The sequence below is a fragment of the Pseudoalteromonas sp. SM9913 genome, assembly GCF_000184065.1.
Taxonomy (GTDB): Bacteria; Pseudomonadota; Gammaproteobacteria; order Enterobacterales; family Alteromonadaceae; genus Pseudoalteromonas; species Pseudoalteromonas tetraodonis.
Genome location: NC_014803.1, coordinates 2,443,116 through 2,465,494, shown reverse-complemented (window position 1 = coordinate 2,465,494; position 22,379 = coordinate 2,443,116). Strand labels below are relative to the sequence as shown.

General features: G+C 39.9%; 25 protein-coding genes and 1 tRNA gene. 18 read left to right on the top strand and 8 right to left on the bottom strand.

All coding sequences use genetic code 11. The features are described 5' to 3' along the window. The first annotated feature begins 49 nt into the window (after positions 1-49). The 10 genes from PSM_RS11320 (at position 50) to PSM_RS11275 (ending at position 8,566) form a co-directional block, all read left to right on the top strand. Entirely contained in the window at positions 50-646 is a 597-nt protein-coding gene (locus PSM_RS11320) for an SPOR domain-containing protein (protein WP_013465613.1), read from the top strand. A gap of 136 nt (positions 647-782) precedes the next feature. Further along, on the top strand, positions 783-1,373 hold the full coding sequence (locus PSM_RS11315; protein WP_013465612.1) for a DUF4402 domain-containing protein: 591 nt from the start codon (positions 783-785) through the stop codon (positions 1,371-1,373). A 39-nt stretch (positions 1,374-1,412) separates the two neighbouring features. Then, on the top strand, positions 1,413-1,862 hold the full coding sequence (locus PSM_RS11310; protein WP_013465611.1) for a DUF4402 domain-containing protein: 450 nt from the start codon (positions 1,413-1,415) through the stop codon (positions 1,860-1,862). 21 nt (positions 1,863-1,883) lie between these two features. Beyond that, complete coding sequence (locus PSM_RS11305) at positions 1,884-2,708, top strand: fimbrial biogenesis chaperone (RefSeq protein ID WP_013465610.1); 825 nt, start codon at positions 1,884-1,886, stop codon at positions 2,706-2,708. 33 nt (positions 2,709-2,741) lie between these two features. Continuing rightward, positions 2,742-5,702 (top strand): MSCRAMM family adhesin SdrC, encoded by a 2,961-nt coding sequence (locus tag PSM_RS11300; RefSeq protein WP_232311322.1) that lies wholly within the window; start codon positions 2,742-2,744, stop codon positions 5,700-5,702. 18 nt (positions 5,703-5,720) lie between these two features. After that, positions 5,721-6,383, top strand: a complete 663-nt coding sequence (locus PSM_RS11295) for an SPOR domain-containing protein (protein WP_013465608.1) — start codon at positions 5,721-5,723, stop codon at positions 6,381-6,383. 64 nt (positions 6,384-6,447) lie between these two features. Further along, on the top strand, positions 6,448-7,041 hold the full coding sequence (locus PSM_RS11290; RefSeq protein ID WP_013465607.1) for a FlgO family outer membrane protein: 594 nt from the start codon (positions 6,448-6,450) through the stop codon (positions 7,039-7,041). Positions 7,042-7,053: 12 nt separating this feature from the next. After that, positions 7,054-7,731 carry a FlgO family outer membrane protein gene (locus PSM_RS11285; RefSeq protein WP_013465606.1) on the top strand — a complete coding sequence of 226 codons (678 nt, stop codon included), beginning with the start codon at positions 7,054-7,056 and terminating at the stop codon, positions 7,729-7,731. 8 nt (positions 7,732-7,739) lie between these two features. Then, positions 7,740-8,417 (top strand): FlgO family outer membrane protein, encoded by a 678-nt coding sequence (locus tag PSM_RS11280; protein ID WP_013465605.1) that lies wholly within the window; start codon positions 7,740-7,742, stop codon positions 8,415-8,417. A 74-nt stretch (positions 8,418-8,491) separates the two neighbouring features. Continuing rightward, positions 8,492-8,566, top strand: a tRNA-Arg gene (locus PSM_RS11275). 332 nt (positions 8,567-8,898) lie between these two features. On the opposite strand, the gene PSM_RS11270 is transcribed toward PSM_RS11275, so the two are convergent. From PSM_RS11270 to PSM_RS11255, 4 genes are all read right to left on the bottom strand, one after another. Then, positions 8,899-9,303 carry a DUF1801 domain-containing protein gene (locus PSM_RS11270; protein WP_016899216.1) on the bottom strand — a complete coding sequence of 135 codons (405 nt, stop codon included), beginning with the start codon at positions 9,301-9,303 and terminating at the stop codon, positions 8,899-8,901. 324 nt (positions 9,304-9,627) lie between these two features. Further along, a complete protein-coding gene (locus PSM_RS11265; protein ID WP_013465603.1) occupies positions 9,628-10,560 on the bottom strand; it encodes an exopolyphosphatase in 933 nt (310 codons plus the stop codon). Positions 10,561-10,693: 133 nt separating this feature from the next. Then, positions 10,694-12,142 (bottom strand): dihydrolipoyl dehydrogenase, encoded by a 1,449-nt coding sequence (locus tag PSM_RS11260; protein WP_013465602.1) that lies wholly within the window; start codon positions 12,140-12,142, stop codon positions 10,694-10,696. Between the two features lie 54 nt (positions 12,143-12,196). Further along, complete coding sequence (locus PSM_RS11255) at positions 12,197-12,925, bottom strand: glutathione peroxidase (RefSeq protein ID WP_008466566.1); 729 nt, start codon at positions 12,923-12,925, stop codon at positions 12,197-12,199. Positions 12,926-13,039: 114 nt separating this feature from the next. Between PSM_RS11255 and PSM_RS11250 the strand changes: the two genes are divergently transcribed. Next, positions 13,040-13,939 (top strand): LysR substrate-binding domain-containing protein, encoded by a 900-nt coding sequence (locus PSM_RS11250; protein ID WP_024602007.1) that lies wholly within the window; start codon positions 13,040-13,042, stop codon positions 13,937-13,939. A gap of 14 nt (positions 13,940-13,953) precedes the next feature. On the opposite strand, the gene PSM_RS11245 is transcribed toward PSM_RS11250, so the two are convergent. After that, positions 13,954-15,141, bottom strand: a complete 1,188-nt coding sequence (locus PSM_RS11245; RefSeq protein WP_013465600.1) for a flagellar assembly protein T N-terminal domain-containing protein — start codon at positions 15,139-15,141, stop codon at positions 13,954-13,956. Between the two features lie 139 nt (positions 15,142-15,280). Between PSM_RS11245 and PSM_RS11240 the strand changes: the two genes are divergently transcribed. After that, positions 15,281-15,739 carry an LPP20 family lipoprotein gene (locus PSM_RS11240; protein WP_010387855.1) on the top strand — a complete coding sequence of 153 codons (459 nt, stop codon included), beginning with the start codon at positions 15,281-15,283 and terminating at the stop codon, positions 15,737-15,739. 68 nt (positions 15,740-15,807) lie between these two features. Here PSM_RS11240 and flgN read toward each other — a convergent pair whose 3' ends face one another. From flgN to flgA, 3 genes are all read right to left on the bottom strand, one after another. Next, positions 15,808-16,239, bottom strand: a complete 432-nt coding sequence (gene flgN, locus PSM_RS11235) for a flagellar export chaperone FlgN (protein ID WP_013465599.1) — start codon at positions 16,237-16,239, stop codon at positions 15,808-15,810. Then, positions 16,232-16,552, bottom strand: coding sequence for a flagellar biosynthesis anti-sigma factor FlgM (gene flgM / locus PSM_RS11230; RefSeq protein ID WP_013465598.1), 321 nt, complete (start codon positions 16,550-16,552; stop codon positions 16,232-16,234). Before flgM ends, flgN begins: the two co-directional genes overlap by 8 nt. 75 nt (positions 16,553-16,627) lie before the next feature. Continuing rightward, positions 16,628-17,335 carry a flagellar basal body P-ring formation chaperone FlgA gene (flgA, locus tag PSM_RS11225; protein ID WP_016899218.1) on the bottom strand — a complete coding sequence of 236 codons (708 nt, stop codon included), beginning with the start codon at positions 17,333-17,335 and terminating at the stop codon, positions 16,628-16,630. A 138-nt stretch (positions 17,336-17,473) separates the two neighbouring features. Here flgA and PSM_RS11220 point away from each other — a divergent pair, with 138 nt between their 5' ends. The 6 genes from PSM_RS11220 to flgE all read left to right on the top strand — a co-directional run bounded on the left by PSM_RS11220 (position 17,474) and on the right by flgE (position 22,303). Further along, positions 17,474-18,406: a chemotaxis protein gene (locus PSM_RS11220; protein ID WP_013465596.1), complete on the top strand. Its 933-nt coding sequence runs from the start codon at positions 17,474-17,476 to the stop codon at positions 18,404-18,406. A 20-nt stretch (positions 18,407-18,426) separates the two neighbouring features. Next, on the top strand, positions 18,427-19,257 hold the full coding sequence (locus PSM_RS11215) for a CheR family methyltransferase (protein ID WP_013465595.1): 831 nt from the start codon (positions 18,427-18,429) through the stop codon (positions 19,255-19,257). A gap of 129 nt (positions 19,258-19,386) precedes the next feature. Next, entirely contained in the window at positions 19,387-19,797 is a 411-nt protein-coding gene (flgB, locus tag PSM_RS11210; RefSeq protein ID WP_013465594.1) for a flagellar basal body rod protein FlgB, read from the top strand. Between the two features lie 2 nt (positions 19,798-19,799). Further along, the gene (gene flgC / locus PSM_RS11205; protein ID WP_013465593.1) at positions 19,800-20,231 is read left to right on the top strand and encodes a flagellar basal body rod protein FlgC; all 432 of its coding nucleotides are present in this window, start codon (positions 19,800-19,802) and stop codon (positions 20,229-20,231) included. Between the two features lie 13 nt (positions 20,232-20,244). Further along, positions 20,245-20,922 (top strand): flagellar hook assembly protein FlgD, encoded by a 678-nt coding sequence (locus tag PSM_RS11200; RefSeq protein ID WP_013465592.1) that lies wholly within the window; start codon positions 20,245-20,247, stop codon positions 20,920-20,922. 58 nt (positions 20,923-20,980) lie between these two features. Then, the gene (flgE, locus tag PSM_RS11195) at positions 20,981-22,303 is read left to right on the top strand and encodes a flagellar hook protein FlgE (protein ID WP_013465591.1); all 1,323 of its coding nucleotides are present in this window, start codon (positions 20,981-20,983) and stop codon (positions 22,301-22,303) included. Positions 22,304-22,379 lie beyond the last annotated feature (76 nt).

Here is a 22,379-nt window from a genome sequence, read left to right as displayed (position 1 = left end):
TATTGCATAATAGCTTTAGATAGCTAGTCTTTTGTAATGGGTGCCTAAAGTGAAACTTTATTTAATAACATTATTAATACCATTTGCATTAGCTGGTTGCAGCAACCAGCTAATGCCTTCAGATTCACAAAGCGATAAGCTTGTACGTGAAAAAGATATAAAACCTTACCTAGAGCAATGGGATAACAACAAAGAGCAAATAGCGCGCTTAAGCACCATGGAAGAAGACTTATCGTTATTGATTCAAGCGCTTTCTGCACAAACAGATATTGATACCGTACCAGAGCCGATGAAAGAGAAAGTTAAACGTGTTGAGTATGGCTCTAAGCAATCGTTACAACCCTCATCAGAAACCGCTTTAGCTGATAACACTACCAGTACAAACAAAGCAATGTACGGTGTGCAAATTGGACGTTATTTAATTTCTAACGGAGCCAAAAGGCAAGTGGAGCGACTAAAAGAGCAATACCCTCAATTAAACAGTATTTTGCAATACCGCATTAATGAGCAACAAAAAGAATCAAGTACCTTTTATAGTGTTGTAGCAGGCCCGCTAAAAAATCAACAACAGGCGGCGCAGTTGTGTTTGTTTTTTTATAAGATGGGTAATAAATGTACGTTAGCGGCATTTTCAGAGGATGTTTAAGGTTTTTTTCGCTTATTTTTGCATCCTGTTATTATAAATCAAAATAAAGTAAATATTTTCTAACTTTTTAGTGATTTTGGCCGATACTTAAATTAACCTGAACAAAAGGTTAACAACTTATATCTAAGGGAAAACTATGAACAAAATATTTACTAAAGCAGCGTTTGCTGCATCAATGACTGTTCTTTCTTTCGGTGCGGCTGCAGAAACTGCTTCTTTTCAAGCGGGTGTTACAGTTCAAAACGCATTCACCTTTACGAATGATGCACCACTAGATTTTGGTACAATCAGGGCTTCAGGTGATTTAACGGGGACGGAGACTGCAACACTAGTATTAGCCGCAAACCCTGCTACTGCTCCTACAACGGCTTCTACAGATGCAACCGCAGCTGAAATTGCAATTTTAGTAGCAGGTACACCAGCTTCTTTTTCTGTTTCTGGTGTTTCTCCTTTTGGTACATTGACCATTACAAATCCGACTGAAACTGCGATTGCGCCTGATACAGCACCTGCGGGCACTGCTGCATTTACTTTGGGCACTCCAACGTATTATGTGTTAACCGGTGCTACGCCTAATAGCGCAGCTACAACGACCATTCAGGTTGATTCAAATGGTGAAGCAACTTTTAATTTTGGTGCAACATTAACCACAACAGGGGTTGCTGCAACTAGTGATTATATCGATGGATCATACAGTGGCACGTTTACATTAGAATTAAATTACTAATGGGCAAAGCCTGCTTTATTGTATAAAGCAGGCTACTTTATGAAATTATTTTTACTCATACTAGCAGCTTTCTTAACTACGGATTTATACGCACAAGTTACACCGCTTGAGCAATTGAATTTTGGTAAAATTGTTATCATTGATAATCAAAGTGTTAGCTCTATGACCTTGTTGCCCAGTAACACAAATACCTTAACCAATAAGATATATTTACTTGAAAAAGGCCATGCAGCCGAATTGTTGCTTGAAGGATACCCTGCACGTATCCAGGTAAACGTGAGTGACTTTGTAAGTGATCAGCCCCTAAATAACATTTTTGGTGGCGCGCCACTGATTTTAAATCAACTCATTTATAATACGACCATTACAACCGATACCACAGGAACTGCTTTATTGAGAGTAGGGGGGCAATTAAGTACCTCGGGTGACGGAAATACTTATAAAGATGGTATCTTTGATACTACAATTGAAGTGACGCTAAATTATTAGACAACTAGAGATGTTGATTAAATGACAATAATAAAAACTTTTTTTATCTTAGTAAGCTTTATCTTAACTAGCTTCCATTCTTATGCAAACTTACTTATCTCGCCAACAAGAATCAATTTTGATGAGCGTCAACGTGTTGCTAAAGTTATTGTTGTTAATAACTCTAATGAAGCAAAAACTTATAGGTTGGAGTGGCAAGACAAAGTTGCACTAGCTGGCGGTGGGTATGCTAATTTAGCGGCTGATCAAGAAAGTTCATCTTCACTTAAAAATATGGTTAGGATCAGCCCATCGCAAGTTAGATTAGCACCAGGAGAAAGGCAGATTGTTAAGCTTGCTATTCGAAAGCCAAAAGGTTTAATAGAACAGGAATACCGTTCTCACTTAGCATTTAAAGCACTCCCTAATGAAGTTCAAAGTCAGCAACAAAGACTTGGTATTAATTTGAAATTACTATTAAGTTACACTATCCCTGTTATTTTGCGAAAAGGCGCTGAAAAACCTAATGTTAATATTAGCAATTTACAGCTTATACATAGCCCAGAAAAAAAAGCGCTTGAGATTGAAATTAAGCGAGAGGGGGGCTTTAGCTCTTTTGGCAAGTTAGAAGTTTTCTTTAAGCAAAAAGGAACGGATACAGAGAAAAAGATCGCTATGTTAAACGATTTTAGTATTTACCCTGAGCTAAAAACAACAACGGCGACGATACCAATTTTTGCAGATCAAAATATCCCGAAAAATGGTCAAATTCGCGTAATTTATACAGGGCTTAAAGAATATCGCGATACTATTTTTAGTGAAAAGGTTGCGCCAATTAATAATGCAATTATCGGTAACTTGAAATAGGCGATGTATTACTTTAAGCGCTCAAAGTGGTTGTTGATCATTTTTTTATCAATTGATCCATTATTAGCAGCAGAGCCTGACACTCAGGCCATTCTTGCTAGCATAAAAAAAATAGATAAAAAATGGCAGCAATACAACACTGGTCAAGCTGCAAATGAAAGAACAGAGCCCGAGCTTAATGTGCAGCAAGGTGAGGGCATCCCCGAAGGGGAGTTATTATTTTTTTCATCGTTCGTGAAAAAAAATTACCTGGGTGAAATGCTCGGGGTGAAAAGTAAAACCGGTGTATTAATAGATTTATTAAGTTTTTCAGAAAGCCTGGATTTTGCTATCGATATAAATAGCGATGACCTTATTGCTCAAGGCTGGTTTATTCGTGAAGATAATCAGTTTTATCTAGACCTAAATACAAATACAGTACAAATTAACGGCGTTAGATATTCATTTAACAGCCAACAAGCTTATGCTGAGAACGGCGATATGTTTGTTGATAGTAACTTGTTAGCGCAGTGGTTTTCGTTAGATATTGATATTGAATATTCAGCACTTGAGCTAAATGTAAGCTCCCCTACCAAATTGCCTATAGAATTAAAACGCGAAAGAGAGCAGCGAGAAACTGTAACTAATAGAGAGTCACGTCAAGCAATCTTACCTTGGAAGGCCAGTCCATACAGCGCAATTTCATCGCCTCTTGCTGATGTGCAGCTTAGTGCAACTAAGAGTAATACGGATTCAGCGATAGGGTACTCTGTATTAGGATCAAATGACTTGGCCTATTTTAATACTCAGTATTTTTTTGCAGGACGAAAACAAGATTTACTATCTGATTCAAGATTATCATTTAGCCGTCAAAGTAAAGATGCACGCCTATTAGGTCCTTTAAATGCGACAACGGTTCAACTTGGAGATGTATTAGCAACTCAAGTCGGTAAACGATTTAATGGTAGTTACGCCAGAGGAGTAAAAGTTGATAACAAACCACTTTTTAAACAGGTTAATAGTAATCAAATTAACTTAACGGGTGCCATTCAACCAGGGTGGGATGTTGAGTTATATAGAAATGATGTACTGCTAGCGCAGCAGTTTAGCTTAGCTGATGGGCGCTATCTATTTGAAGACATTGATTTATTATTTGGCGCTAATAATTTTGAGCTGATTTTTTATGGTCCACAAGGACAAGTAGAGCGAAAAACAGAGCAATATTTTATAGATGGTAATAGTTTGTCAGCAGATGAATCGTTTTATGAGTTGTCAATTACTGAGCAAGGTGAGCAGTTATTCAATCAGTCACTTTATTCGACACAAGGCAAAGGTTGGCAGCTAGCGGGTCGTTATGAAACGGGATTAACTGATTATTTATCGGTTTATGCTGGTACATCAATATTAAATAGCAATTCGGGTGATAATGTTAACAATTATGCCTTTGGTTCAAACCTGAGTATATTTGATAAGGTATTACTTAATCTAGATTATGAAAAAAATAATAACGATGAAGATAAGCTAGAGGTCGCAGCTAGAGGTGAATTAGTTGGTCAATCGGTACGTTTAAGCCTGTCTCAAAACAATGAAAAAATAGTTGGTGATACAGATACAGCGAAAACTGAAAGTTATCAACTATACACGGCAGGAAAGTTATTTGATGAATCATTTGGAAGCTTGAGCTATCAAAATACGCTCGCCTATAACAACAGAGAATTTAGTGACTCATATTTAAGTGTTGATAATACCTTATCGTATAATTTAGGTGGTACCGTTGTTAGTAACAATTTAATTTGGCGAAAATTTGATTCTTTAGATGATGCAACAACACTTGGCAGTATGCGTCTTCAACATCGATTTGGTAAAACATACACTCGTTTTAGTGTTGACTACAGCGCAGACTCTGGTTCGACTATACTGGGTTACCAAGCAGAATTAAGCCGTAATTTATCTCAGAATTTGCAATCTGAATTCACACTAAGAAACTCTCGTATAAACGATTTAGTTTCTATGGAGTTGGGTCTAAATTGGCAAAGCGATAGTTTTAGCTTAAATAGCACAATGAGCTACGATGACGATGATAATTGGCGACTAGGTTTATTTAGTCGCTTTAGTATCGGTTTTGATACGAACACTGACGAGTACTTTTTAAGTAAAAGAAGCCTCGTAAATTCAGGGACTTTAATGGTTCGAGTTTTTCTTGATTCAAATAATAACAATATTCAAGATGATGGGGAAAAGGGAATTGAAGGCGTTAAGGTAAAAGGAGTTCAAAATTATCGCCGAGCTGTAACTAACGAAAATGGCTTAGCGATACTTAAAGGTATGCCGGCGAATAGAACAACCGACATAGTGATTGATCCTGCTAGTATTAGCGAGCCTTTTTTAGTTGCCGCCAACGATGGCTTTTCAATTACACCGCGTGCCGGTTTTGTTGAATATATGGAAATACCGCTTAATCACAGTAGTGAATTGGAGGGAACTGTTTACAAACAAGATGAGCAAGGCAGCAGTGAAGTACAGCCTTTTGCTACCGTAAAATTACTCGACAAACAAGGTAAGCAAGTGGCGCAAACGCAAGCTGCCTATGATGGCTATTATTTGTTTACCGATTTACGCCCTGGCGAATATAAAGCGGTTATAGATGATGAGTTTAAGCAACGTAAATCCTTAAAAGATACGCAACAGGTGGTGGTTAAATTACCAGCACAAGGTGAAGTGGTAATGGGCGTTGACTTTGAGCTTAAAGAAAAAACACAAACGCCAGCGTATATTGCTAATGCGGGTGGGTTTTCATCATTGCCGATTATGAAAGCGTATTATCAATTAATTAAGCGCCATCTAAATGAGCAATCAAAGCGTGATGCTTTTTATATTAAAGACGATAAACAAAAACGGTATATTTTAGCCGTCGCTTATGCCGAGTCTGCCCAAGGAGAGCTTGAACAAGTATGCGCAGAATTAAAAGTGAAGGGCTTGAACTGCCAAGTCCAAGCGCAACTTATTAGCCACTAATAACAATAAGGTTTAACCATGCAACATGCTAATTTATATAAACGCTATTCAATACTCATCGCCTGTATTGGTGCTCTTTTTATATCTGGATGCAGCAGTCCCAAAACAGCAGTGGAATCGCCTAAGCCTAAACAAGCCAGTGCAAGCCTTTCTGACGAGGAGTTAGCGCAGCTAAAAGCATCGTCTCAGCAGTGGCAAGCAGCCAAAGCAGGTGTTGAGCGTCTACTAGTGATTGAACAAGACTTAAAGCTATTAATAAGCCAATTAAATGCGGTGGCAAATCAAGACACCGCATCAACAAATACGCCTGTAGTACCAACAGCTAAAGCTTCAGCTGAAACGGTATCACCAAAAGTAGCACAAAAAGCTCAAGTGGCAACGAATGCAGCAGCTGATGAAAAACAAGCCGTTAAAGCGCTGTTTGCCCTCCAAGTTGCAGCCGTTACCGACAAAGACCGACTTAGCCAAAGTTTAAATCAAATAAAAGCCAGCGCATCTTCGTTATTTGAGGGGGAGTTTGTGGCGAATGTAGAAACTATCAACGTGAGTGGCATGACCTACTACCGTTTAAAGCTTGGGGCTTATCAGGAACAAGCGAATGCGGCTGCTGATTGCGATAAACTTAAACAGCGCCAAATCAACTGCATTGTGAGTCATTACACCCAGCAGCCTTTAAAATAAATATGTGACAAGGGTATTCGGCATAATAATTGCTTTGTTGTTATGTTTTTAGAGGATGGCAACTATGCGCCTTTTGTTACCCTTACTATTATTAAATTTAGCGGGCTGTAGTTTAACACCTCAGCCAAAGCCGAGTATAAGCACTGATGCGCCTAAAGCGGTTATGGCACCTTATACGGTGAACCAGTACGTAAGTAGCTTAAGTGCCCAGCTTAGCCATATTAAAGAGCCTTTTAAAAGCACTGCTTCAATTGCGGTCAGTAGCTTTTATTTAGCAGATGCCCTAGATTCTCACGTTGCTCAAGGACAGGGGGCAGGGCTTAGCCAGCAGATTCAGGAAAGCTTAATAACCCAATTCACCCAATTAGGTTATAACACGGTTGAATATCGGCTTGAAAACCAACTTAACTTATCAGCGAGTGCAGACTCAGTACTTAGCCGCAATACTGGCAACTTAAAGCAGCGTCAGATTATTGACTTTGTCATCACCGGTACTTTAACTCGCCAAGAGCATGCTTATATTGTTAATGCACGAATGGTAAATATGCAAACCAACCAAGTTGTATCTGCCGGCAGTACTGAAATTCCCATCAATGTGATGTGGAGCAATGAAAAAATACAGCAGCGCGGTGACTATATTTACCGCAGTGAATATTAATTAGGAGCACACATGAAACGCCTACTATTAACTTTATGTTTGCCACTAGGCTTTGGTTGTTCACAAATGACAAACCATAGTGACACACAAATTACCGACGATGCGCCTATGTTTTTTGAGCAACGCCCTGTAGCCGCACCTACACAAAGCGACTCGCTGTATCAAAATAAAACAGCAGTGATGAATAAAAACAAACAAGTTAACACGCCAACACGTAAAAATATTAATCATTATGTGCGTGGCATCATGCAAGACATGGCTGAAAATTTACAGTACGTAAATACTAAAACGCCATTAGCGGTATCAAGCTTTGTTTTTTTAGACCGTGACTACAACAATGCTGACTTAGTGGGTAATCAAATAGCAGAGAGCTTTATGCATGAGCTGCATAATTTTGGTGTACCGGTAATCGATTTTAAAACCACCGATTATATGCGTGTAACACCTGGCGGCGATTTTGTTTTTAGTCGCGACTACTTAGAGCTTAACCAAGAACAAAATTTTAGTTACGTATTAGCCGGCACGCTAGTAAACCACCAAGGTGGCATACTAGTAAACGCACGTATTGTTGGTTTAGCGAGTAAAGCGGTTGTAGGCTCTGCACAGGGCTTTATTCCGCAATCAGTGATCGACGCGTTAAATAGCAGTAACAGTGCTGATGGCATCATGCTAAAACAAGCGAGTAAGTGAGGTTTATCATGGCTAACTTAGCTAAGCGCTCAGCTATAATTAGCATAAGTGCATTATTAATATTACTTTCAGGCTGTAATTTACTTGGTGAATCTAGCATGGCCGAACCCGCTAAGGCTGAGCCTGAACAAACGGTGGTAAGTAACCTTGATTTTAACCAAATCATGGCGCAAATGCAGCGCAATGACGAGCAAGAGCAATATGCTGATACAACGCAATTTAACCCAAACAAGCACCACAAAAGCTTAGTTAACTACGTAGAGCAAATGGCACTTGATTTAACCGACACTATGCAAGTTGCCCCGCAAGATGCAGCGATTGCAGTTACGTCGTTCGTTGATTTAGACGCAAGTTTAACTACAGCAAGCCAGTTAGGTAATCAGTTATCAGAAACCTTTATACATCAGCTACAAAAGTTTGGTTATAGCGCCGTTGATTTTAAAACAGCCAATTTAATTACCGTAAATAAGCAAGGCGACTTTGCCTTTACACGAAACACTCGCAAACTTGCTGGTACCAGTATAGCCAGCCATGTATTGTCAGGCACCCTTATTTATAGAGAGGACGGGGTAGAAATAAACGCACGCGTTATTGATATTCAAAGCAAACGTTTAGCAGCCAGCAGCCGAACATTTATACCGCTTTACGTATTAAATAAAGAAGATATATATTTATCAAGCAATTAACTTAATTTGATGCTTGATATAAAAAACCAGATGCCGTTATAATTTCCAAACACCTAGTACTTAGCACCCAGCGTGGCCTCTTAGTTAAATGGATATAACGGCCCCCTCCTAAGGGGCAGTTGCAGGTTCGATTCCTGCAGGGGCTACCAATTAAATCAATGGGTTATTTTTTCTCTCTATTCCTATCCCAACTCTATGTAGTATATTTGTAGCAATGTCAGCTATGTGCCATGTGCGGATGAAAAGTGAATTTGAAAGCCTATTGGGTGGCGCCTTCGGCTTAACCAACCTACATTTTGACGTAGGTCGGATAAGTGGCGGAGCCACGCCATCCGACAAAAATGATGAATCTACCAGAAACAACTGCTTTACACTGTAAGTTAAACCACTCTATAACGACTATCGGTTGAACATTAGTAACGCTAAGCTAACGGGTAGTGACCAAAAGGAGCTAGTTTAGTGTCTTATATGTGACGACCTATTACGCGCCTAAAAGTGGCAAATGCTTTCGCTGCTGATAGGTTAAAGCTAGCTCTAAGCAGTTCTTGATTTCCGCCTCAGGCAACGAACTAGATAAACTTAATACGATTGCTCTATTACATTGAAATTCGAGTGTGTCATTGTGCAGCTCTCTAAATGTATCGATTAACTTAGTTTGGCAGTTGAAGAACAAGTAGTATTGGTTTGGTGATTTCAACTTCCAATAAGTTCTAATTGGGCTGCCTGTTTTTACACTATAACTATGCTCACCCCATTTCAGTGACTCTTCGACTTCACCTAGCTCCAAATCGGATGCAAGCTTGAAGATTAAAGTTCGTAACTCCTCAAGTCGTAGCCGAACTTTTTCGGGATATTCTTCGAAGCGATTTTTGACTACCTCGTCCATTGAAAGCTCCTATTCAAATAACAACTTTATCAGAGGACACTTTCCCTATTCTAGCGCGAAAACGTCAATATTTCATGAGCTTATATTATTATTGTAGCTTATCTGAGCGTATAAAAAAGAGGAAAGTTTTCTTCTTTCTTACTAAGTAAATGACGACTCACCTCAATGTTCGGTTGTCGCTCAAAGAAGCCCTCCATTAAATTTTTCATAATAAAAAAGCGAGCTATCAATTAGCCCGCTTTATAAAATACTTTGCCGAACCCCGAACCCCGAACCCCGAACCCCGAACCCCGAACCCCGAACCCCGAACCCCGAGGCTATAAATCAGCCATCACTGGTAATCGTAGTAATCAGCTCACTCAATACTTCTTCGGCTTTGTCAGTGTCTACTTGGCAAGTACCGGCATTTAAATGGCCGCCGCCGCCGTATTTAAGGCATAACTCGCCAACATTAGTATTTGAGCTGCGATTGGTGATTGATTTACCAATGGCGTACACCACATTTTGCTTTTTAAGCCCCCACATTTTATGAATTGAAATATTACACTCGGGGAACATGGCATAAATAACAAAGCGATTAGTGGCGAATATGGTTTCTTCTTCGGTTAAATTGAGTACCACTAAGTTGTCGTGTATTGATGAACAGCGGTCTATTTGCTCTTTAGCTTGTGCGTTGTGCTCGTGGTATAACGCAACACGCTCGGCAACATCTTCCATAGCTAGTATTTGTTCTATGCTGTGATCTTTACAGGCGTCAATTAACTTCATCATTAACTGGTAATTAGAAATTTTGAATTCACGAAAACGGCCAAGTCCTGTGCGCGCATCCATAATAAAGTTCATCAGTACCCAGTCTGTTGGGTTTAAAATTTCGTCTTTTGAAAATTGTGCAGAATCCCCTTTATCGACCGCTTCCATCATGTCAGTTGAAATATTAGGGAATTTCTCTGCACCGCCATAATAATCATAAACAACGCGTGCTGCAGAGGGCGCATCTGGGTCAATAATGTGGTTTTTTATATCGCTCGCGTTACGAACGGTTTCACTCAAGTGATGATCAAATGCAATATGACACCCTGCAACGTAGGGGAGGTTAGTGGTAATGTCGTTGCTGGTAATGGCTATTTTACCGTCTTGCATGTCTTTTGGATGCACAAATAAAATATCGTCGATTAAGTCTAAATCTTTAAGTAATACGGCACACACTAGGCCGTCAAAATCGCTTCGAGTGACAAGTCTATATTTATTATTGCTCATTTTCGGTCCATTTTTGTTTGTTTATTAATCTGAGTGTAGCAGTTTAAACTCCATTTTATATACCAGTTTTTAACATAAAAAAAGCCAAAACAATGGTTTTGGCTTTGAGTAGCAAGTGTGTATTAGTGATGTGTTATGCGCCTGGGCCACATTCCATACAATGGTTAATAATGTCTGGGCCAAATTTTAATTTAGCGTTTAAATCACGCAGTGCAGTGCGTAGACCTTCTTCAATAACAGGGTGATAAAAAGGCATATCTAGCATTTGCGGTACAGTCATTTTGTTTTGTACAGCCCATGCAAGTAAGTGTGCTATGTGCTCTGCTTGTGGGCCAATAAATTCAGCACCTAAAAATAAACCGGTACCGTGCTCGGCATACACACGCATGTGCCCTTTGTTTTTTAGCATAACGCGGCTACGGCCTTGGTTTTCAAAGCTGACTTCGCCTATTTCAAAGCAGTCACAGCTTCCTAATCGTTCGCTAATTTCTTTAAAGCTTTCACCAACCATGGCTATTTGTGGGTCGCTAAACACAGCGGCAATTTTAGCTCTACGTAAACCAGCACGCACTTGAGGATAACGGCCTGCGTTTTGCCCTGCGATTGTTCCTTGATCAGATGCTTCGTGAAGCAGTGGGATCATGTTACTGGCATCACCGGCTATAAATATGTGTGAGTCGCCACATTGCATAGTATGGGCATCGGCCGTTGGTACGCCACGTTCATCGAGGTCTATGCCGGTGTTTTCTAACCCTAGTTTATCTGTGTTTGGTACTCGCCCTGTTGCAGCCAGCACGTAGTCAAATTGTTCAGTGTGTTTAATGCCTTGTTTGTCGGTGTAGGTGAGCTCTGCTTTATTACCAACTTTTTTCATGTCGGATACGTTTGAGTCGGTATCAACATAAAATTCTTCTGCAAATACGGTATTAGCGTAATCTTTAACTACTGGGTCGGTTAATGGACCTATGGCACCACCTACACCAAATAGTTTTACCTTTACACCCAATCTGTGTAACGCTTGGCCAATTTCAAGGCCTATAACGCCTGGGCCAAATACGGCTACTGATTCTGGTAAATCATCCCAGTCGAATACATCGTCATTTATAATCAGTCGGTCACCAAAGTTATTAAATACACCTGGGTAAGAAGGGCGTGAACCCGTTGCTATTACAAAGCGCTTGGCAGTAATAATGGTGTGGTCGTCTATTTGTACGCGGTTGGCATCTAAAAACTGTGCATAGCCGCGAATTTTATCTTCGCTAGGTATTTCATCTACCGCTTCTACTACGAATCCTGCAAAGCGATCGCGCTCACTTTTTACTCGTGCCATAACGGCTTTACCGTCAATAACCGGTTTTGAGCTGTGAACACCAAAGGCAGGGGCCATTTCTATTGAATGGGCGGCTTCTGCTGCGGCAATCAATAATTTGCTTGGCATGCAACCAACACGTGCGCAGGTTGTACCGTATGGGCCAGATTCAATCATAAGTACGTTTTGAGTAAATTGTTTAGCATTACGATAGGCACTTAAACCAGCGGTACCTGCACCTATAACAACAACGTCGGTTTGCAATTCTTTCATAGTGTTTTTCCTTTAGTAAACAGGGGCGTTGCAGCCCCTGTTTTATTTACTTAATTAAGCAAAGTATTTTTCTAGGTCGTCTGAGCCACCAATGTGCTTACCGCCAATAAATACTTGTGGTACGGTTTCACGGCCCGATACAGCTTTAAGGCTGGTAAGTGATGCGCCAGCGCCCATTACGATTTCTTCAAATGCAAAGCCTTTAGCTGTAAGTAGCTCTTTTGCTTTTTTACAGAAAGGACAGCCAGGCTTAGTAAATAGAGTAACTGCTTCTGGTTTTACTTGAGTTGGGTTGATGTAATCAAGCATAGTGTCAGCGTCTGATACTTCAAATGGGTCGCCTGGTAAATCTGGCTCAATAAACATTTTCTCTACTACGCCATCTTTAACCAGCATAGAGTATCTCCAGCTGCGCTTGCCAAAACCTAAATCATTTTTATCAACTAACATGCCCATGCCGTCGGTAAATTCACCGTTACCATCTGGTAGTAAGGTAATGTTTTGCGCCTCTTGATGTTCAGCCCATGCGTTCATTACAAACGTATCGTTTACTGATACACAAACAATGTCATCAACGCCATTTTGCTTAAGTACGCCAGCTAGTTCGTTATAGCGTGGTAAGTGCGTTGATGAACACGTAGGTGTAAATGCACCTGGTAGTGAAAATACAACAACCGTTTTACCTTTAAAAATGTCGTCTGTAGTCACTGATTTCCATTCGTCGTTTTGACGCGTTGCGAATGTTACGTTTGGGATTGTTTGACCTTCAATATTGTTTAACATGTTTTTTAGTTCCTCTTGATTTGTTGATAGCCATTATGGCGAGTATTTAAATATAGTTCCAATCGTTTGTTTGTATTAAACTGATAGATGTAAACTATCAGGTTGAGTGTGAATATGAACTTAAAAGATTTAGAGTATGTCAAAGCGGTTGCCCACTATAAGCATTTTCGTAAAGCGGCCGATGCCTGTTTTGTAAGCCAGCCTACTTTAAGCGGGCAAATTAAAAAGCTTGAGCAAGAATTGGGTGTTATTATTTTTGATCGCTCTACCAAGCACGTTACCTTAACTGCCAAAGGTGAACGTTTATTGACACAAATAGCTGTCGTTTTAGAGCAAACACAAATATTAAAAGAGCTGGCAGCAACATCTAATGAACCACTACAGGGTAAGCTTACCATTGGTATTATTCCAACGATTGCGCCTTATTTATTACCCACGCTACTAACATCAATGAAAGCAGCGTTTATAAATAGCCAGTTTTCGTTTACTGAAATGCAAACAACCACTATTTTAGCTGCGCTAGAAAGTGGTGAAGTCGACTTTGCAATTTTAGCGGATGTACCTGAACTTAAAAGTTACCATACCATTGATTTATATAAAGAAGACTTTTTAGTTGCCGTATCAAGCGATAACGCATTGTGTAAGCATAAAAAAGTGGCACTGCAAGACCTGCAAGGTTGCAACCTACTAATGTTAAGTGATGGCCATTGCTTTAAAGATCAAGCCCAGCAGTTTTGTTTTTCGGCAGGGGTCGATGTTTCCAGCCAGTATCAAGGAAATAGCCTTGAGACTTTATTAGCGCTGGTGGCGATGGATGATGGAATTACATTTGTGCCAAAACTTGCAGCAATACCACGAGTGGGTATTCATTATTTGCCTATTTTTCCTAATCAACAACGTAATATTGTATTTGCATGTAGAAAGCATTACCCGCACTTATCTGGGGTTGAGCAATTGGCTCAGTGGTTAAGCGCCCACTCTAATTTAAGGGCTAAACTAAGCGAGGCGCTTTAGCATTTTACATGCGGCTATTGCTCGGCAATTTCTACAATGTCATTAATTTGTACGCCCGGCAAAGGCTGATCATTAATACTAACGGCAATAGCGCTGTGCTGATAAAGCTGTTCAATTCGTATACGGTTAAGTGTAGTGATGGTATGCGGCATAGTGTTGCCTTGTGCGTCGGTTAAATAATTATGATGGGCAATACTCAGTTGTTGGCCTTTTTCTAAGCCATGAGCCTTACCTAAATTAATCACTAATTTATTGTTTTCCATATGCATTATTTTACCTTGAGTAGGTAGACAGGCCATGGCAGCTTGTAGGTCGTAACTTAAGGTTTGGTTTATATCACTAATGCTTTGGCCAAAAGGTGATTGCCAAAACCGATTACTATTTACATCAATAATGGCTGTTTTTTCAAATGGCCAAATTGCTTGGCTTTGATAGCTATTTTGCCATAAAGGCTCATAAGTGGTGCCATTAAATAAGCTAAACTCTATTTGGTAGTGGCGCTGATAGCTTTCATCTTGCCAAAACGCATAGTCGCTATTGAGTTTATCGCTGGTAGATAAACTGGTTATTTGACTTAACAGCACATATTGCGCGTTGCTGCGTGATGAAATTTCCTCTAACTGACTGTTTGAATAGTCATGCTGTTGATTAAAGTAGGTATCAACCTTTATAGCTTTGTTGAAATAGGCAACGGGTATTGCACTCATTTTTGATTTTTGCAACGAGGTATAAATGTTTTTACTGACTGCTTTGTTAATGTCAAATATTTGACCCATTCTCGCTTGTTCACGATTTGTTAATTGGCTTTGCGTGACAGCTATAAACTTATTAAAGTTACTTTGTGGACATTGCTCTGTTTGCGCAAAGATATCTAAGCGTAAGGTAATTGCAAACTCATCACTACTGCGGTTTTCACTGACAAGCTCTATTTTTTGAATTTCGCCTTGGCTACTTATTTTTAGCTGATCTTGGGTTAAAACACCATCAACAAGTGTTTGCACCGAGCTCACCCGCGCACCAGAGAATACAAGGGCTTGGGTAATCGCATCTTTTATTGCAGCGGCCTTTGCACCGGGAATGTCGCTATTTTGAATAACCGCATGGCCTGTAGACTCATACCACTGAGCGTGGGTAAAAGGTGAAAACGTTAATACAGCAGTGGTGCTTAATCCTGCCAATACTGCTTTTAAAAACGACTTCATACTCTTACTCCAATTAAACGTTAGCGTTAATGAGTCTCAGCAAGTAATGTACCACTATTATTTGTTGTTACAGAATATAGGTATCACTGGCATTAAACGTGCATAACTGAGTTTAATTAGTTTTTAAAGGCCCTGTATGATGCGAGTAATGCCATTAATGATCACATTAGGCTGCTTAACGTTAAGCGGTTGTAGCAATATATTTGATAAGCACGTTGAATATAAATATGTTGAGCCAAATAATTACCCTGTATTAAAAGCAATAGGGTACGCGCCCATTAGTTTGCAGTCGGGAAGTAATGACACTCAAAAACAGCTTATGGCAATTAAAGCCTCCAAGCTAGAGGCATACCGCGAACTAACGGAACAAGTGTACGGGCAAAAAATTACCGCAGGCACAACCGTCGCAGGCTCTGTTGCCCAAGATGATTATTTACAGAGTAAAGTGCAAGGTATTATAAAAGGCGCGCAAATTATAAAAACTTATGCCGTTAATGATATGTATATTACTGAGCTTGAGCTTAATATGAAGCGCGTACACGACTTGTACATCGGTGAGATAAAACCACGGGAAGTGAAAAAAGTTACTTATTACTAAGCGACAAGTTATTACTCATAAAAAACGCCTAAACGAATAATCGTTTAGGCGTTTTTTATGAGTATTCTTTAGGCTTTTAGGTTACGCACAATGCTGTTGTCAGTATTAACTACGCTACCGGCTTGATCGTAGGTCATAGACGAAGGTGCGCCAATTAAAATCCCCTTTAATTGCTTTACACTTAACTGCGCTTGATGCGCTGCATGAGCGTTAACTTCATTTTGTTTTTGACACTGCTCAAGCTTTTCTCGAGTTAGCTTAATTAAGTCAGCGTTTTCATCTGTTTGCTGATCATTACTGGCAATCAGTTTGCTGAGTTCTTTATCAAGGGTGCTTATACTGGTTAAAAAAGACATTTTTTGTTGGGCAATTTCTTTTAAACCTTCACCTCTTCGAGATGCAATCGCAGTAAGCTCCTGAGTGAGTAACTCGCTCAGTTTTGTTAAGCAAGTAATTTGCTCATTTAGTTTAATTGTAATTAAACTATTGTGATCAGCCATAAACGTTAAACTCAAAGTCTGCTAGATTTTTGGCAAGCTTCTCACTGTCGATTTGATAATTACCTTCAGTAATCGCTTTTTTAAGCTCAGCAACTTTGTTGCTATCAAAACCAGAAGACTGCTGCGCTTTCTCTTGTAACGATTTTAATTGCTTAGCTTGCGGTGTTAAGCTCACCGAATCGCTGGCAGCTTTAGGTGAAGGCGTTTGTGCCGCCTGTGTATTTGCATTATCTCTTTTTAAATCAACTTTTTGCTGTTGAGTGTTTGTTAAAACACTCGGTTGTTGATTTGATTTATTTACTTGACCGACCATAATAAAAATCCGTATATTGCCCAACTGATGCCTTTATATCGGCATTTATTAAAGATACTTTAGCATAAATTTATATTAAATATTTACTTGCACAGACTCTACACCATCTACACGCGCATTTAAAACTTTACCTGTCTTTTTGTTTTCTACTCTTACTTGCTCGCCCAAGGTGCCATCCTCTAATGCAATACCCGTCGTTTTCACTCTTAACCCTTTGATATTAGCATAAATTGTAACAGAATCACCTTTGCACACCATACATATTTGATTAAGTAAAACGGGCATTCCTTCACGGATATTGCGTTTGCTACGACTACCAATAAGAGCCGTTGGATCTTCAAGGTACTGCGCTCTGATAAAGTGTGCAGGGCGCATATCAATACTTAAATGGGATGGAGTAATCACTTCACCTCGTGCTAAATTGGTAGTTGCAACTACAACAGGTGCTGATTCAGTGATTCTGACATGAACGTACTGTGCCCAGTTGTCACTATCGTTACATTTTATTTGAATAGTGACTTGGCGATTAAAGGGAGGCTCACTTGGCGTTATTAGCTCAGGCTCAGAATTACATTGGCGATCGGGAATGCGGCTATCTAGCGGTAATGCGCTAAACTGTATTTTGTTATCATTTGTAGTCACTGCTTTTTGAGCAACATAAGATACAGCCATTTCTTGCAATAACTCTTTACTAAATACTTGTGCCTTTAGTGGCAAAGCGAAGCAGAGGCTAGCAAGAAAATAAAAAACACTGTATCTTCTGGTTTTTTTTAACAAACTCATAATGTTTCGACTATGCTTATGGTTGCAAACAGGGTATAAATATTTTGCGTCAGAATTTAGACGCCCCCGTTGTGTTATGACGCTTTATTAATTGAAAGCAATTATCGTTCCTTATATTTGTTTTCTTAGGAGATTTAAATGGCCGGCATTTTAGACTCAGTAAACCAACGTACACAGTTGGTTGGGCAAAACCGCTTGGAATTATTGTTATTTAAGCTTAATGGGCGTCAGCGCTTTGGTATTAATGTGTTCAAGGTAAGAGAAGTTCTTCAATGCCCTCCATTGACTAGCATGCCGAAATCTAACACTTATATCCGTGGCGTAGCACATATTCGTGGGCAAACTATTTCGGTGATTGATTTATCTATGGCCGTAGGCGGGCGCCCAATAAAAAGCATCGAAGATGGCTTTATAATAATTGCTGAGTATAACCGTACAGTGCAAGGATTCTTAGTAGGTGGTGTTGAACGTATAGTTAACATGAACTGGGAAAAAATAATGCCACCGCCGTCAGGAGCGGGTCGTTATTCTTATTTAACAGCCGTCACTGAAATTGAAAATGAGCTCGTTGAGATACTCGACGTAGAAAAAATCTTAAACGAAATCTGCCCAGTTAATACTACCGTGAGCGATGATGTTGCCTCGCAAGGTAATATACAAAAAGATTTAGGCGAGAGAATAGTATTTATTGCTGATGATTCGGCTGTTGCGCGAAATCAAGTAAAACGAGCATTGGAACCATTAGGTGTAACAACTGAGTTGGCTAAAAATGGTAAAGAAGCTTTAATAAGATTAAAAGAAATTGCAGAGCTCGATTGCGTAAATGATATTACAGAGCGAGTAGGGCTACTCATTTCTGATGTAGAAATGCCAGAAATGGATGGTTACACGCTGACTGCAGAAATCAAAGCTAATCCTAAACTTGCGCCACTACATGTGATTTTACACACATCATTGAGTGGTGTTTTTAATCAAGCGATGATTGAAAAAGTAGGAGCAGATGATTTTATTGCAAAATTTAACCCAGACGAGCTTGCAACAGCCGTTAATAAATGGGTTCATCGTGATTAATAAACATAGGTGTTATTGATTTGACTAATAAAGATTTGCAGCAAAACGAATACGATCAATTTCGCTTATTTTTAGAACAACAGTGCGGTATTGTTTTAGGTGAAAATAAGCAGTATTTGGTAAAGAGCCGTTTGGCACCATTAATGTCTCGATTTAATGTTGAATCGTTGTCTGAATTGGTAAGTAAAACTCTCGGTGTGCATGAGCGCCAGTTGCGCGCAGCCGTTGTTGATGCCATGACAACCAATGAGACATTGTGGTTTAGAGATCAGTATCCGTTTGAGTTACTTAAAACCAGATTATTCCCTGAGTTTAAAACGTTAAATAGGCCATTAAAAATATGGTCTGCGGCGAGCTCATCAGGACAAGAACCCTACTCAATAGCGATGTCGGTTGCTGAGTTTCAATCCAGCAGCCCTGGTGTTTTAAAAATGGGTGCACAAATAATTGGTACAGATATATCAAATACCATGCTTGATATGTGTAAACATGCTGAATATGATGCATTGGCATTGGCTCGCGGACTCTCTGCTGAACGTCGTAAAAAGTTTTTTAAAGACAGCGGCAATGGTATGGCACAAGTGGTTGATTCATTGAAAAAGCAAGTGAGCTTTAGGCATTTAAATTTGCTCGATTCGTACGCTTTAATGGGTAAGTTCGATATTATATTTTGCCGTAATGTTTTAATTTACTTTTCACCTGAGGTGAAAGCCAAAATAATTGCACAATTCTCTCAAGCACTTAACCCTAAGGGGTATTTATTTTTAGGTGCGTCGGAGTCTATGTCTGGTTTAAGTACTGACTTTGATATGGTGCGTTGTAACCCTGGTATCATTTATCAAAAGAAATGACCTTCATTAATATATTATCCCTCCTCTAAACGACGCCTATTGCGTCGTTTTTTGTTTTTATCATCACTATTTTCACTGCTGGCTCATTTATTGCTTTATCGGTACTGAGTCAATTTTTTGGAGGTAGTTATGGCTATCAGTTTTGATAAAGCATTAGGCGTGCATCCGCATGCGATGTTGATCCGTTCGCAAAGAGCAGAAATGCTCGCTACTAATATCGCAAATGCTGATACGCCCGGCTATAAAGCAAAAGATATCGACTTTGCCTCAGCATTAAAAACGGCAAAGTCCAACCAACTAAGCGGCAATACCATGGTAAGAACCAATGAAAAACACATTGCCGGTGGTACCCGTAGTGTAGGTAGTAATGAACTATTTCGTACGCCAAATCAAACAGATACAGGTGATGGCAATTCTGTTGATATACAAGTGGAACGGAACTTGTATACACAGAATGCTATGGAGTATCAGGCCAGTGTCCAGTTTCTTAATGGTAAATTTAAAGGCCTGAAAAAAGCCCTCGGTAGTCAAGGAGCCTAATTATGAGTTTATATAATGTGTTTGATATTGCTGGTTCTGGTATGAGCGCGCAAAACGTGCGATTAAATACCACGGCAAGTAATATCTCTAATGCCAATACAATTAGCTCTTCACAAAATGAGACGTACCGAGCGCGACAACCTGTATTTGCTGCGGAGCTAACAAAAGCGTCAGCGTCAGCAAGCAACCCACAGGGCTCTGCCGTTGGTGTAAAAGTGTTAGGAGTGGTTGAAAGTAATAAACCACTACAAATCGAATATAACCCAAATCACCCGAGTGCGGATGAAAATGGATATATTTACAAACCCAACGTGAATGTTGTTGAGGAGATGGCAAATATGATTTCTGCTTCTCGCTCTTATCAGACAAATGTTCAAGTTGCTGATGCAGCTAAGCAAATGTTAAGTAAAACACTGCTGTTAGGTCAGCGGTAACTGAGGGTAGCTCATGAGTAACGATATTAGTACTTCTTCATCCTACATGGACTCTTTACGTTGGCAAGATAAGCAAGTGCCAAAAAAAGAAGAGAGTGATGCGTTAACCCAAGAAGATTTCTTTTCGTTGTTAACACAGCAGTTGTCATATCAAGATCCCAGCAAACCAGCTGATAACGATCAGATGATTGCACAAATGACAAACTTTACTATGGCTGAAGGGATCTCAAATTTAAACTCTAACTTTGAGTCTTTAGCTGCGTCGATGACATCAAATTCAGCATTGCAAGCATCAACACTGGTTGGTAAGCAAGCGCTGCTGGAGTCTGACACACTTGAGCTTAATGAGTCGGGTGAGGTAAAGGGAGCGATTGTTGCTGAAAAGCCGGTAGACAATTTAACGCTTCGTATTGAAGATGCATCAGGGCAATTAGTTAAAACTATTGATTTAGGCACGCAGCCTGCAGGTGCGGTTCGCTTTGCATGGGATGGTAAAAACGAAGCGGGTGAACGACTTCCTCCTGGTGAATACAATGTTAAAGCTGAAGGCAGTACGGATGGCGAATTCTCTAGCTTACCAATTGCCTCATTCAAAAATATTGAGAGTGTTAATATTAATGGCTCAAGCGGCATTATTATTAATACCAAAGAAGGTGCGGTTAGGCTGACTGATGTCGCAGAAATCGCGTAATAGATTTTATGTATTTTTTAGCCAATAGGCTAAATATTTTTTAGGTTAGAGGTTAATTATGAGCTTCAATATTGCATTAACAGGCCTTGCTGCCGCACAAAAAGATTTAGATGTTACCGCCAATAATATTGCCAACGTAAATACCACGGGCTTTAAAGAGTCTCGCGCTGAATTTGCTGATGTATACGCATCATCAGTATTTAGCGCCGGTAAAACGAAAAATGGTGATGGTGTACAAACCACTATGGTTGCCCAGCAGTTTCATCAGGGCTCGCTGCAGTTTACTAATAATTCACTGGATTTAGCGATCACAGGTGAGGGGTATTTTGCTACCAGTCAAGACTTAGGCGCACAAGACTTTACCTACACGCGTGCGGGTGCATTTAAGCTTAATAAAGATAACTTTGTTGTAGATGCTAAAGGTAATTTTTTACAAAGCTTCCCAGTTGATGAAGTTAGTGGTGATACGACCTCTGTAAGTCTTAGTACTTCATCTGCTTTACAAATACCAGATTCTTCGGGCTCTCCGCGCTCTACTTCAAACGTTTATACATCATTTAACGTCGATTCTCGAGAAGATGTAATAGCTGTCCCTTTTGATGCAACAGACAGTACTACTTATAACTCTTCGACATCGACCACAATGTATGACTCACTTGGTGAGCCACATGTTCTACAATTCTTTTTTGTAAAAACAGCGCCTAATGAATGGCAAGTACATGGTACGCTTGATAAAACTCCCTTTGATGCAACTGGTGCCGCGACAGCAACACCAAGCCCGCTAAGTACCTTTGGGTTTGATGCTAGCGGTTTGCCTGCAACGACTAATGGTGCTCCAAATGTTGGTCCAACCTTTACTGATGTTAATTTAACCGGAACTAATTTATCGGGTATTTTATCTAATGGCGCCCAATTTGATGATATTGCGATTAATTGGCGCGATGAGGCCGGTACTGCAAATAGAACGCCTACTCAATATGCGAGTCGCTTTGAGGTGAAAGCACTAGAGCAAGATGGTGCGACAGTAGGTCGCTTAGCGGGTATTGATATTGGTACAGATGGAAAAGTTGTTGCATCTTACAGTAATGGTGATTCAACTTACTTAGGTCAAGTTGCCATGGTGCGCTTTTCAAACTCACAAGGTTTGCAGCAAGTAGGTGACACTTCATGGAAAAAAAGTTTGACCTCGGGGGAACCAATTGCGGGTGAGCCAGGTTCAGGCACACTAGGCAACATTAATTCGTCAGCTCTTGAGCAGTCTAACGTAAACTTAACCAATGAGCTGGTTGATTTGATTAGTGCGCAGCGTAACTTCCAAGCAAACTCTCGTGCGCTTGAGGTTAACTCAACTATTCAACAGAACATCCTTCAGATCAGATAATCATATTTTGATTTACTAAGGCTGCTTAGTGCAGCCTTTTTTATTCCTCTCCTAAAATCTTATTCACACTTAAATT